The 12,854-nt window shown below is 66.1% G+C and carries 11 protein-coding genes; 4 read left to right on the top strand and 7 right to left on the bottom strand.

Annotated features, from left to right (window positions below; genetic code table 11):
- The first annotated feature begins 185 nt into the window (after positions 1-185).
- On the top strand, positions 186-1,679 hold the full coding sequence (locus tag QE393_RS18050; RefSeq protein ID WP_310044916.1) for a lipid II flippase MurJ: 1,494 nt from the start codon (positions 186-188) through the stop codon (positions 1,677-1,679).
- Positions 1,680-1,966: 287 nt separating this feature from the next.
- Complete coding sequence (locus tag QE393_RS18045; RefSeq protein ID WP_273806952.1) at positions 1,967-3,181, top strand: NAD(P)-dependent oxidoreductase; 1,215 nt, start codon at positions 1,967-1,969, stop codon at positions 3,179-3,181.
- Positions 3,182-3,224: 43 nt separating this feature from the next.
- Here the strand turns inward: QE393_RS18045 and QE393_RS18040 are convergent, their stop codons facing one another.
- Positions 3,225-3,917: an HAD-IA family hydrolase gene (locus QE393_RS18040; protein ID WP_273806806.1), complete on the bottom strand. Its 693-nt coding sequence runs from the start codon at positions 3,915-3,917 to the stop codon at positions 3,225-3,227.
- 410 nt (positions 3,918-4,327) lie between these two features.
- Here QE393_RS18040 and QE393_RS18035 point away from each other — a divergent pair, with 410 nt between their 5' ends.
- The gene (locus QE393_RS18035) at positions 4,328-4,537 is read left to right on the top strand and encodes a cold-shock protein (RefSeq protein WP_133860530.1); all 210 of its coding nucleotides are present in this window, start codon (positions 4,328-4,330) and stop codon (positions 4,535-4,537) included.
- An 87-nt stretch (positions 4,538-4,624) separates the two neighbouring features.
- On the opposite strand, the gene mdtD is transcribed toward QE393_RS18035, so the two are convergent.
- Both mdtD and QE393_RS18025 read right to left on the bottom strand, forming a co-directional pair.
- Complete coding sequence (gene mdtD, locus QE393_RS18030) at positions 4,625-6,058, bottom strand: multidrug transporter subunit MdtD (RefSeq protein ID WP_310044913.1); 1,434 nt, start codon at positions 6,056-6,058, stop codon at positions 4,625-4,627.
- Between the two features lie 71 nt (positions 6,059-6,129).
- Positions 6,130-7,017, bottom strand: coding sequence for an acyltransferase (locus QE393_RS18025; protein ID WP_273806803.1), 888 nt, complete (start codon positions 7,015-7,017; stop codon positions 6,130-6,132).
- A 105-nt stretch (positions 7,018-7,122) separates the two neighbouring features.
- Here QE393_RS18025 and QE393_RS18020 point away from each other — a divergent pair, with 105 nt between their 5' ends.
- Complete coding sequence (locus QE393_RS18020; RefSeq protein ID WP_310044911.1) at positions 7,123-8,379, top strand: HD-GYP domain-containing protein; 1,257 nt, start codon at positions 7,123-7,125, stop codon at positions 8,377-8,379.
- A 7-nt stretch (positions 8,380-8,386) separates the two neighbouring features.
- Here the strand turns inward: QE393_RS18020 and QE393_RS18015 are convergent, their stop codons facing one another.
- From QE393_RS18015 to QE393_RS18000, 4 genes are all read right to left on the bottom strand, one after another.
- The gene (locus tag QE393_RS18015; protein ID WP_273806801.1) at positions 8,387-9,001 is read right to left on the bottom strand and encodes a glutathione S-transferase family protein; all 615 of its coding nucleotides are present in this window, start codon (positions 8,999-9,001) and stop codon (positions 8,387-8,389) included.
- Between the two features lie 108 nt (positions 9,002-9,109).
- Positions 9,110-10,486 (bottom strand): HAMP domain-containing sensor histidine kinase, encoded by a 1,377-nt coding sequence (locus QE393_RS18010; protein ID WP_273806800.1) that lies wholly within the window; start codon positions 10,484-10,486, stop codon positions 9,110-9,112.
- Positions 10,483-11,157, bottom strand: a complete 675-nt coding sequence (locus QE393_RS18005; protein ID WP_133860536.1) for a response regulator — start codon at positions 11,155-11,157, stop codon at positions 10,483-10,485. Before QE393_RS18005 ends, QE393_RS18010 begins: the two co-directional genes overlap by 4 nt.
- 124 nt (positions 11,158-11,281) lie before the next feature.
- The gene (locus tag QE393_RS18000; RefSeq protein WP_273806951.1) at positions 11,282-12,571 is read right to left on the bottom strand and encodes a sorbosone dehydrogenase family protein; all 1,290 of its coding nucleotides are present in this window, start codon (positions 12,569-12,571) and stop codon (positions 11,282-11,284) included.
- Positions 12,572-12,854 lie beyond the last annotated feature (283 nt).

Genomic DNA, 12,854 nt, shown 5'->3' with positions numbered 1-12,854 from the left:
TCGCTGAATTTGCGTCGGGAAACTTAAGCGCGGAAGCTGGTCTCTGAGTCTGGACCAAACGGGCAGAGCTGCCCGCCTTTATCCGGATCACCTCCGGCTCACGGAACGAGACCGCCAATGCCTGCCATCTTTATCCGTCCGCTTATTGCCGCGCTTGACCGCTCCAGGTCGATCGAGGTGCGGGCGTGAGTTCGACCCTCGTCATCCTGGCCATCACCGTTGCCAGCTTCCTGCTGGGATTCCTGCGCGACCTGTTGATCGCCCGGCAATTCGGCGTGAGCTGGGAAGCCGACCTGATCTTTGTCGCGCTCATCCTGCCGGTGTTCTTCGAGAGCTTCTTCGGCCTCGCCTTGCGCGATGCCATGATTCCCTATCTGCAACGCATCCGTGACCGCTGCAACGCCCAGTACGAGCAGGTCGGTCGCTGGCTGTACTGGCGCATCGGCCTGTTCGGCCTGCTGCTGTCGGTGATCGGTGTCCTCGCCAGTCCCTGGCTGATGCATGCGCTGGCGCCGGGCTGGAGCGATGAGCAGGTCGAGACCGGCAAGCTGGTCTTCGCGGTCGGCACCCTGCTGATCTGCGTGCAGGCCGTCCTCTATTGCCAGGGCGCGCTGCTCAACCTGGACCGCATCTTCATCCTGCCGATGACGCGGACGCTGATGCTCAATCTGGGCGCCATCCTGGCCATCGTCATCCTGCAGCCGAGTGGCATCGCACTGTTCACCGGCATGCTGCTGCCCCAGGTGCTGCTGATCGTCATCCAGCACCGGCGGCTGGGCTATCTCAGCCAGCGCTCGGTAGCCTTCGAGAAACCCGAGGGCAGTCCCTTCGCCGTGACCTTCGCGCCGGTGCTGCTCGCCGCCGGCGCCCAGCAGGGCTGCATGCTGGCGGAGCGCTTCTTCGCCTCGCTGCTGGCCGAGGGCAATATCACCATGCTGTCCTTTTCCTACCGCATCGTGACCATTCCGCTGACGCTCTATGCGCTGTCGATCCTGGCGATGATCTTTCCCGAGCTGACCCGCAGCTGGAACGAGGGCAATGCCGACAAGTACAGCGCGCTGATGCGCAAGGCGCTGCTCGGCACCCTGCTGTTCCTGGTGCCGGCCGCCGTGGTGCTGTTCAGCTATTCGGAGCCGGTGGTCAAGGTGCTGCTGGAGCGCGGAGCCTTCGGCGCCGAGCAGAGCGCGGCGACCGCGACCCTGGTGGTGGCCTATGCCCTCGGCCTGCCCTGGATGGGCCTCGCCCTGCTGTGGGGGCGTGCCCTGCTGTCGCAGCAGCGCGCCCGCACCTTCCTCTACACCACCCTGGCCAGCTCCTTCATCACCGTGACGCTGGACGCTGTCCTCTACCAGCCGTTCGGCGCCCAGGGGCTGGCCTATTCCTTTACCACCGGGGCCTTCCTGCAGGCCGTGTTCATGGCGCTGGCGCTTTATCGCCACTCCCTGGCCGGACTGCACCTGTCACTGCTGCTGCGCTGGTTCAGCGCCGGCAGTGCAGTCGCCCTGCTGACTTTCCTGTTGCCCAAGCCGGTCGGCCTGCTGGAGCTGATCGTCAGCATCAGCGTGGCGATGCTGGGCTTCCTGGTGCTGTTGCTGGCGCTGGGCGAGCGTGACCTGTTCCGCCGCGGCTATTGGGCGCGCGGTGACAACGGCGCGGGGCGCGCAGAACCGACGAGTTGAATCGCCGTCACGGTACGGCTAGGAAAAAGGTGGCGATCTGCGGCCATTGGTCGCTATCTGTTACGAAGTCATGAATTTTTGATTTGGCTTCGAGTCGCACGGAAAGATTGATCCCAGTCATAGAATTTCTAATGGAAGCGGTTTTTCCATTTGCAAGAGATCGGACACGCAGTTGGGGTCGGCACTTCGCATGGTGGTCTTGCTCGCCACCGACATTCTCTTTGAAAGGAATCGATCCTATGTCCTCCCAATCCCCTGTCACCCGTATCGGCATCGTCGGTACCGGCATGATCTCGCGCTGCCTGGCCCGGCTCATCAGCCGTCACTATGACGACATGACCGTGACCCGCGTCCTGACCCGCCGGCCCATCGCCACGGTTACCGACTATCCGCTGACCGAGGCGCTCACCCAGTCGGTGGCGGATCTCATCGATCATTGCGATCTGCTGGTGGAATGCAGTGGCGACCCCTACCACGGTACCGAGATCATCGAGCGCGCCTTCGAGGCCGGCATCAAGGTGGTCACCATCAATGCCGAACTGCAGGTGACGACCGGTTCCTACCTGGCCGGCAAGGGTTTCCTGACCGAGGCCGAGGGCGACCAGCCGGGTTCGCTGGCGGCGCTGCACGAAGAAGCCGTGCAGATGGGCTTCAAGCCGCTGGTCTACGGCAACATGAAGGGCTATCTGAACCACAATCCGACGCCGGAAGACATGGCCTACTGGTCCGCGCGCCAGGGCACCAGCGTCGACCAGACCACCTCCTTCACCGATGGCACCAAGGTGCAGATCGAGCAGGTGGTGGTGGGCAACAACTATGGCGCCACCATCACCCGCCAGGGCCTGGAAGGCCTCAACTCGACCAATCTGCAGGACAGCGCGAACATCCTGGCGCAGATGGCCGAGCAACTGGGCACGCCCATCGTCGACTACGTGATCCCGAGCGGCTACTCCGCGGGTGGCGTCTTCGTCGTCGGTCGCCATGACGAAGACCAGGCCGGCGCCATCGAATACTTCAAGCTGGGCAAGGGTCCGTACTATGTCCTGGTACGCCCCTTCCACCTGTGCTCCCTGGAAGTCGGCAAGACCCTGCGTCGCGTCATCGCCGGCGGCAAGATCCTGCTCAACAACTCCACCACGCCGACCCTGAGCGTGGCCGCCATCATGAAGAAGCCCATGGCGGCTGGCGACATCATCGAGCGCGGCATCGGTGGCTACAGCGTGCGCGGCGAAGCGGTGAAGATCGCCGAGTGCCCGGATCACCTGCCGATCGGCCTGCTCAAGCACAGCGTGCTGAAGCGGGCCATGGAGCCGGGTCAGATCGTCACCTTCGACGACGTCGAACTGACGCCCAGCCGCGCCCTGGACATCGTCCTGCAACAGCACCGCGAGGCGATCCATCGCCAGCTGCTGGAAACCCAGCTGAGCGAGGCGGCCTGGAACGCGACGGCCGACCTGGCACCGGTGGCACTGCCCAAGGCGGTAGGGGCGGTCCTGTCCTGATTCTGCTGACGCGGAAAGCGAAGGGGCCCTGAGGGCCCCTTTTTCATTGCCCGCCGCTGGCGGCGGCGCGAAGACGGGCGACGGTCGCGGGCAACTCGTCCATGTGGGCGACCAGGGCGGTCACGCCCAGGGCGCTCAGGGTCTCGCCATGGCTCGGCGGAATATGGCTGGCACCGGTGAAGCCGATGACGCGCATGCCGGCGGCCAGGGCCGCACGTGCGCCGGTGGCGCTGTCTTCGATCACCAGGCAGCGCTCTGGCGCGACGCCCAGGGTCCTGGCCGCGAGCAGATAGACATCGGGTGCCGGCTTGGGCCGGGCGACCATGTCGGCGCTGAAGATGTGGCCCGCTACCCGCGCCACCAGATCGGCCCGGCGGACCGAGGATTCGACGCTGTGCCTGAGGCTGTTGGAGGCGACCGCCAGCGGCAGGTCGATGCTCTCCAGGGCACGCTTCACCCCGGGAATGGGCTCGACGCTGGTAGCGATCAGCGTTTCCGCCTGGGCGCGCAGGTCGCTGAACAGTGCCGGCGGCAGGGTGATACCGAAGCGCTGTTCGACCAGGGCGAAGATATCTCGGGTGGTCAGGCCGAAGGTGCCGTGCAGCAGGGCCTCGAGTTCGGCGCGCGGTGCATGGGCGGCCAGGCCGTCGAGGACGACCCGTTCGGCGAGGATTTCACTGTCGACCAGCACGCCATCGCAATCGCTGATCAGCAGTTCCACAGGGGTGACGTTCATCGGTATTCCTTGCAGGGGGATTTCAGGGTAGAGCAACGGGCCCGGGGCCCTTCGACAGCTGCGGCAGACGGCGGCGAAGCAGTCTGGCTGCGGTTTTGCAGGGCTGTCCGGGTGGCCGAAAACCGGCTCGACAGTACCGTGCGCGAGGTGACAAAACAGCCCTTGTCGAAAAGGGTTTCGCCCTCCGGAGGGTAATCGCTTTCCAGAAAAATATGGCGTAGAGTTCGAGAACTGTGTTTGCTTGGGTCGCCGTCGATCGTGACCTGAGGCGGTAGGCTCTTCGTCCACCCCTTGCTGCTCGATTCTTGTTACTCCTTGCAACTCAGTACCGGGCGTCTGGTCAATGCAACGCATAACCGCGCCAGCCAGTGTCAATAACAAACTCGTGATTCCAAGGAGCAACACCCGTCATGTCGAATCGTCAGAACGGTACCGTCAAGTGGTTCAACGAAACCAAAGGCTATGGCTTCATCACTCCCGAGAGCGGTCCGGACGTGTTCGTGCACTTCCGCGCCATCGAAGGCACTGGTTTCAAGACCCTGGCTGAAGGCCAGAAGGTCAGCTTCGAAGTCGTGCAAGGCCAGAAGGGCATGCAGGCAGAGCGCGTACAGGTCGTCTGACACCTGACATCGCCCGAAGCTCACGAAAAACCCCGGCCAGGCCGGGGTTTTTCGTTTCTGCCGGTTGGACCGGCGCGGCCGGCCGCCTCACTCCACGTTCTGCGCGCTCTTTTCCGGCTCGGCCGCCAGCGGCTTGACCCGCCGGCCGGTCTCGCGCGAAGCCTGCAGGAAGATCGCCGCCGCCAGCATCGACAGGGCGCCGACGCTGAGCAAGGTCGCGCGAAAGGCAGACAGCACCTCGGTGTCACCATAGTCGTCCTGGAAACCGCCCAGCAGGGCGGCGGCGCAGGCGACGCCGAAGCTCATGGCCAGTTGCATCACCACCGACAGCAGGCTGTTGCCGCTGGCTGCCTGCTGGTCGTGCAGGTCGATGAGGGTGATGGTGTTCATGGCGGTGAACTGCATGGAATTCACCGCGCCCAGGATGCCCAGGTGGATGAGCAACCAGACGAAGGGCGTGGCAGGGCCGATCAGGGCGAGACTGGCGATCAGGCACCCCAGCAGCAGGGTGTTGCCCACCAGCAGGCGTCGATAGCCGAGCCGCCCGATCAGCGGACCGGCGATGGGCTTGGCCAGCATCGCCGACAGCGCCAGGGGCATCATCAGCAGACCGGCCTGGGTCGGCGAATAGCCGAGGCCCACCTGGAACAGCAGCGGGATGAGGAAGGGCAGGGCGCCGCTGCCGAGGCGGGCGAAGAGATTGCCGAAGATGCCCACCGCGAAGCTGCGGATGCGAAACAGCTCGGCGGAGAACAGCGGCTGGTCGTGGTGCAGGGCGCGCAACCAGTAGGCGACCATGCAGGCCATGCCGCCCATCAGCAGCAGCACCACCCGCACATGGGGCAGGTGCAGTTCGCCGAGGCCTTCCAGGGCGACGCTGATGAGGATCATGGCGGTGCCGAAGAGCAGGAAGCCCAGGCCGTCGAAGCGTTGCGGAAGGGGGCTGCGCAGATCCGGCAGCAGGCGGCGGGTGGCCAGGCAGCCAAGGATGCCGACTGGCAGATTGATCAGGAAGATCCAGTGCCAGGACACGGCTTCCACCAGCCAGCCACCCAGCGCCGGGCCCGCCAGGGGACCGATGAGGCCGGGAATGGTGATGAAGCTGAGGATGCGCACCAGCTCGCTGCGCGGATAGACGCGCAGGATCACCAGGCGCCCCACCGGCAGCATCAGCGAACCCCCGAGGCCCTGGATGACCCGGGCGGCGATCAGCAGGTTGAGGCTGGGCGCCAGGGCGCAAAGCAGCGAGCCAAAGGTGAAGAGGGCAATGGCGGTGAAGAAGACGCGGCGACTGCCGAAGCGATCGGAGATCCAGCCCGAGGCCGGAATCAGCAGCGCGACGGTGAGCAGGTAGGCGATCACCACCCCCTGCATGCGCAGCGGATTCTCGCCGAGGTCGGCGGCCATGCGCGGCAGGGCGGTGTTGACGATGGTCGCGTCCAGCGACTGCATGAAGAAGGCGACGGCGATCAGCCAGGGAAGCCAGCGGGTCGTGGTGGTATCCAGCGTCGGGGTGGGCATGAGAGATCCTTGTCGAGACAGCCGACTACCCGCTCTCTGACTGTCTGCACGCGGCAGGGTGCCCCGCTTGATCAGCGCGAGCGGGAATCTAGCAGCGCCTCGATCCGCTGGTCCTTCTCTGCCCAGAGCGTGCTGACCCACTGCTGGAAGCCTGCGCGAAATTCCGCATCTTCGCTGTAGTCACCCGCCCAGCGCGCCGGATCCAGAGGTCGCGCGCGGATATCGATGATAACGCGTTTGACGCGTCCGCAGAGCAGGTCCCAGAAGCCGGGCACGCGACCGTCCGGATAGACCAGGGTGACATCCAGCAGGGTGTCCAGCTGTTCGCCCATGGCGGCGAGGACGAAGGCCATGCCGCCAGCCTTGGGCTTGAGCAGGTGGCGATAGGGCGAGTGCTGCTCGGCATGCTTGGCGGCGGTGAAGCGCGTGCCTTCCAGGTAATTGACGATGGTCACCGGCTGGCGGCGGAATTTCTCGCAGGCGCGGCGGGTGATGGCTAGGTCCGCGCCCTTGAGTTCCGGGCGGCGCGCCAGCTGGGCGCGGGAGTATCTCTTCATGAAGGGATAGTCCAGCGCCCACCAGGCGAGCCCCAGGAAGGGCACCCAGATGAGCTCCTTCTTCAGGAAGAACTTGAAGTAGGGCACCTTGCCGTTGAAGGTCTCGATGAGCGCGGGGATGTCGACCCAGGACTGGTGGTTGCAGATGACCAGGTAGGAGCTGTCGCGGTTGAGTGCCTCGGTGCCGCGGATGTCCCAGGCGGTGGGGGTGAGATGGGCGAAGATGATCTTGTTGATCTCGGCCCAGGTCTCGGCGATGGCGGTGACCACCCGGGAGCAGAGGTCGCGCAGGGCGACGATGGGCAGCAGCTTGATCAGGGCGAATGCCAGCAGCGGACCGATCATGACCAGGGTGTTCAGCAGGAGCAGCGCGGAGACGGTGATACCGGTCAGGAGGTGCATGGATTCTCTCGTCTAGAACTTGGGGCGATGGTCTTTGGCGTGACATAGCATTTTGCGATCATCTGCTCTGGATGGCTGCTGCCGATCAGTTGCGAAGTGAACGCCATGCTCAAGAAGGTTACCAGTGCCGAGGTCTGCCTCGGCATGTACATCCACAGATTCGAAGGCAGTTGGATCGACCATCCGTTCTGGAAGGCGCGCTTCCTGCTCCAGGAACCGCGCGACCTGCAGAAGATCCAGGACAGCGCCGTGACCGCGGTGTGGATCGATGTCGCGAAAGGGCTGGATTGCCCGCCGCCAGCGGAACGCTCGCCCGCGGTGGATCCGGTGCTGCTCCCCGAGCCCGTCGCCGCGCCGGCCATTGCCCCCGAGGTGCCAGCCGTTGCCGCGCCGGTCCCGGTTGCCGGCACCGCGCCAGGCGCCGCCCTGAGCTGTCCGCAGGAAATGGCCCAGGCTTCCGCAGTGAGCGCCCACGCCAAGCAGGAGGTGGCGCGGCTGTTCCAGGACGTGCGCCTGGGCCAGGCCATCGAGCTGAGCGAGGTGGCGACCGTGGTCGAGCAGATCTCGGCGTCGGTGCTGCGGCATCCCACGGCGCTGATCAGTCTGACGCGGCTGCGCACGGCCGACGAGTATACCTATATCCATTCGGTGTCGGTCTGCGCCCTCATGACGGCGGTGGCACGGCAGATGGAGCTGCCGGCGGACCAGGTGCAACTGGCCGGCCAGGCTGGCCTGCTGCATGACGTGGGCAAGATGCGCACCCCTCTCGAGGTACTCAACAAGCCGGGCAAGCTGAGCGAGGCGGAATTCGCCGTGATGCAGCGGCATCCCGCGGAGGGCGTCGCCCTGTTGCAGCAGTGGGGCGCGACCGCGGAGGTCATCGACGTCTGCCTGCACCATCATGAGAAATTCGATGGCAGCGGCTATCCCCATGGCCTGGCCGGTACGCAGATCAGTCTGCTGTCGCGCATCGCCGCGGTCTGCGACGTCTACGACGCCATCTCCTCGACCCGGCCCTACAAGACCGCCTGGAGTCCCGCCGAAGCGATCCGGCGCATGGCGGAGTGGAAGGGGCATTTCGATCCCCAGGTATTCCAGGCCTTCGTCAAGACGCTGGGCATCTATCCGATCGGTTCCCTGGTACGGCTGAACAACGAGCAACTGGCGGTGGTGGTCGAGCAGCACTCGGACAGCCTGCTGACCCCGCAGGTGCGGGTGTTCTTTTCCGCCCGCTCGCGCACCCCGCTGCCGCAGCGGCTGCTGGATCTCGCCCGGCCGCCCGCCGATGAGCGCATCGTGCGGCGGGAGGATCCGGAGGAGTGGGGTTTTCGCAATCTGGAGCGGCTCTGGCAGCAGGCCTAGCGCCGGCTCAGGGGCGGGTCGTCTGCAGCGAGGGGCGCTCGCCGGTACGGGCGTACCAGGCGGCGATGCGCGGGCAGTCGCTGCGCCAGGCGAAGGTGGGGATGCGGAAGTCCAGATAGCCCAGCAGGCAGGCCATGCCCAGGCAGGCCACGTCGAATTCGCCTTCCAGCTCGGTGATCGCCTCGCGCTCGAAGTAGTCCAGCGCCCGGGCGATCTTCTCCTGCTGGTTGTCCAGCCAGAGCTTCCATTGCATGCCCGGCGGGCGCATGAAGCTCTCGTAGCGGATCTGCACCGCGGCTTCCATCATGGCGTCGCACAGCGAAGCCAGGGTCAGGCGGCGCCAGCGCTCCGGACCCTGGCGCGGGATCAGCGGGGTGCGCTCGTGCAGGGTGTCCAGGTAGTCGAGGATGACGCGACTGTCGTGCAGGCAGGTGCCATCGGCCAGGCGCAGGGCAGGAATCTTGCCGGCCGGATTGGTATCGAGAACATCGCGATTGGGATTGAGCGGCGTCTGCTGGACGATTTCCACTTCCACCTGCTCGATCAGATCCGTCTCGTGGAGCATCACCACGACTTTGCGACCGAAGGGCGAGGCGGGAGTGTGGTACAGGATCATGGACATGGGCCGGGCTCTCCAGAATGCAGGACTGCATTCGCTTGTGGCGAATCCCTGCACTGTAAGCCCTAGGCCGGCCCGGATAAAAGATGGCCTTGGTCGTAGCCGGCCGGATCAGGCCAGGCCGGGCAGCTCGACGTACACCCCCAGCCCGCGTCCTTGCAGGCCTTCGCCCAGGTGCAGGCTGCCGCCATGGATTTCGACGATACGCTTGACGATGGGCAGGCCCAGGCCGCTACCGACGTTCTGGCCGGCACTCTCGCTGCGGTAGAAACGGGTAAAGATCACCGCCCGCTCTTCCGGACTGACCCCGGGGCCGCTGTCGCAGACATTGATGCGCACCCGGCCGGGCACGTCCTCGACGACCCGCACCAGTACCTGACCCCCGCTGGGGGTGTAGCGGATGGCGTTGCCCACCAGGTTGGTGAGCAGCACGCCCAGCCAGGTGGGAATGCCGGACAACTTGACCTCCTGATCCTCCAGCACCAGGTCGATGTTCTTCTCGATGGCCAGGGGCGCGAGTTCCGACAGGGTATCCGCCGCCAGCCGGCCGAGATGGACCGGGACGAACTGCTCCTGCAGCGCACCACTGTCCAGGCGGGCCAGGAGCAGGATCTGCTCCATCAGTTGGCTGATGCGTTCGGCGCTGCGGCGTACCTGCACCAGGCCGCGGGCGTGGGCCTGGGGATCGCTGGACCTCAGGGCGACCTGGGTGTGGGTCAGCAAGCTGGCGAGGGGCGTGCGGATCTCGTGGGCGGCGTCGCTGGTCAGGCGCCGCTCGGCTTCCAGGGCGCCGTCCAGGCGCTGCAGCAAGGCGTTGATCTCCTCGACCAGGACCGCGGCTTCCAGGGGAACCTGATTCAGCACCAGGGGCTCCAGGCGCTGGGCGGAGCGCTGCTTGATCTGCGCCGCCAGCTGACGCAGGGGTTCGAGACCCCGGGTGACGCCGAACCAGATGAGTGCGGCCAGCACTGGCAGGGCCAGCGCCAGGGGAAACAGCGAGCCGAGCAGCAGCAGGTTGGTGGCACCGCGGCGATCGGCCAGGTTCTCGTAGATCCAGATGCGTCCGTCGCCGCTGCTCAGGCGCAGCACGCGCCAGTGCTGCCCCTCGGCCAGCAGACTGCTGAAGCCGGGTGGCTGGTCGGCCAGGCCGGCGGGTGGCGCGGGGGTACCGAGGCGCTGGTCACCGGCCTGCAGCAGATAGCCAAGGGCGTTGCGGCGCTTGAACAGCGGCAGGTCGGCGATGGCCGTGCGGCTGCGTTCCAGGGCGCGCGCCGCGGGCGGCAGGCTGTGGTCGCCCCCCTCGCTGAGGGTGGCCAGGTGCAGGGCGGCCGAGCCGAAGTCGAGCATGTCTTCGTCCGCCAGGCGATTCACCTGGCGCAGCACCAACTGGTAGGTCACCAGGGCGGCGATCAGCCAGCAGGCGAATATTCCACACAGCAGCAGCGTCAGCAGACGCCGCCGCAGCGAGACGGCGGGGCCGTCGGTCATGGAGCCGGCCGCTCGGGCTGGTCGATGCCGTAACCGATGCCGCGCACGGTGCGGATCAGGCTGGTGCCGAGCTTGCGCCTGAGGTGATGGATATGGACCTCGATGGCATTGCTCTCGACGTCGCCGTCCCAGCCATAGAGTGCCTGTTCCAGGCGATTGCGCGAGAGCACCTTGCCCATGTTTTCCAGCAGCAGGCGCAGCAGGGCGTATTCGCGCGGTGCCAGTTCGACCGGCTGGCCGGCCAGGGTCACCCGGTGGGTGGCCGGATCGACCCGCAGGTCGTTGTGCTCCAGTTGCGGCAGCGCCCGACCGGCACTGCGCCGGGTAAGGGCGCGCACCCGGGCGAGCAGTTCGTCCAGATCGAAGGGCTTGGTCAGGTAGTCGTCGGCGCCGGTGTCCAGGCCGGTGACCCGGTCGGTGACCTTGTCGCGGGCGGTGAGGATCAGCACCGGGGTGGCGTCGCCGCGCTTGCGCAGGGCGGCCAGGACCTCGAGTCCCGAACGGCGGGGCAGGCCGATGTCGAGCACCACCAGATCGAAGGGATCGGTTTCCAGCGCAGCCTGGGCAGCCTGGCCGTCGGTCACCCAATCGACGGTATCGCCTTCCAGCGCCAGACCGGCGCGGATGCCGTCGCCCAGCAGCATGTCGTCTTCGGCCAGCAGTATTCTCATCGGATTTTCCCAGGCGGTTGAGCGGTTGTACCGCTCCGGGCCGGCCTCGGCAAGAGCGGTGACCACCTCCAGGATGGTCAGCCTCCAGCCTAGGCCAAGGCGCTTAAGGGCGGATTAACGACGCTCAGGGGCGCTGGGCGCTGACCCGCCAGAGGGTATTGCCGACGTCGTCGGCCACCAACAGGCCGCCACGACCATCGTTGACCACCCCGACCGGTCGCCCCTGGGCTTCCTCCTGGCCATTGAGGAAACCGGTCAGCAGGTCCCGCGGCGGGCCGCTGGGCTTGCCGTCCTGGAAGGGCACGAAGATGACCTTGTAGCCGCTCTTGGGATCGCGATTCCAGGAGCCGTGCTGACCAACGAACAGGCCATGGCGGAAAGCCGTCGGCAACTGGCTGTCAGCGCGGGCGAAGGCGAGGCCCAGGGAGGCTGTGTGGGTGCCCAGGGCATAGTCGGGGGTCAGCGCCTTGGCCACCAGATCCGGACGGGGCGGTTGCACCCGGCTGTCCACGGTCTTGCCCCAATAGCTGTAGGGCCAGCCATAGAAGCCGCCATCCTGGACCGAGGTGGCATAGTCCGGGACCAGGTCGCTGCCGATCTCGTCGCGCTCGTTGACCACCGTCCACAGCTTGCCGGTGGTGGGCTCCCAGTCCAGGCCATTGGGATTGCGCAGGCCGGTGGCGAACAGGCGCTTCTGGCCACTGGCGCGGTCCAGCTCCCAGATGGCGGCGCGGCCTTCCTCGATGTCCAGGCCGTTTTCGCCGACGTTGCTGTTGGAGCCCACGGTGAGATAGAGCTTCTTGCCGTCGCGGCTGGCGATGACGTTCTTGGTCCAGTGGTGATTGATGCCGGCCGGCAGGTCGGTGACCTTCACCGGCGGGCCTTCCAGGCGAGTCGCCCCGGGGCGGTAGATGAAGCGCACCAGGGCATCGGCGTTGGCGACATAGAAGTCCTCGCCCACCAGCGCCATGCCGAAGGGCGAATGCAGCTGCTCGGCGAAGACCAGGCGGGTCTCGGCGACGCCATCACCGTCGGCATCACGCAGCAGGGTGATGCGGTCGGCGCTGGGTACCCCGGCGCCGGCCTTCTTCATGAACAGGCCGGCGATCCAGTTCTTGATGCCGGGAAAATCATCGCGCCTGGGCGCATTGCTTTCCGCCACCAGCACATCCCCATTGGGTAGCACATAGAGCCAGCGCGGATGGTCCAGCCCGCGGGCGAAGGCCTGGACCTGGGTGCCGGGCGCGGCGGTGGGCTTGCCGCCCTCGGGCCAACCGATCGCCGGCGCCACGTTGATGGTCGGCAGCAGCGTCTTGTGGGGCTCTGGCAAGGTGGGTGACGGGCCATACCCGGCTTCGCGCTGCAGCCGCGCGGTCTCACCACAGCCAAGGAGGGTCACGGCGGCCAGGGTCATCACGGCCAGGGTACGCAGGGGAGGACGCGCGTTCAGGGGCATGGCAGGGCTCTCGCGAAGGGCTCGCAGGATAGAGCACGGCGTCCAGGGAACGTTCCGGGCCTGGTCCTGGAGGATCACCGACAGGCTCGTTCCGAGTGGTTTTGAAAATGACTCCTTTTGATCTGTCGGTCTTTTTACGTGCCACGGCTCCTCACCCGTCCTTTTATGGATACAGAAAGTCGTGTCGATTCAAGGCGTTAGCCTGACTGCGCTGGTGCGTATGGAAAAGTGGCGGCTATCT

The organism is Pseudomonas sp. SORGH_AS_0211 (assembly GCF_031453455.1).
Lineage (GTDB): Bacteria > Pseudomonadota > Gammaproteobacteria > Pseudomonadales > Pseudomonadaceae > Chryseomonas > Chryseomonas aestiva.
This window is presented reverse-complemented; position numbering and strand designations above follow the sequence as displayed.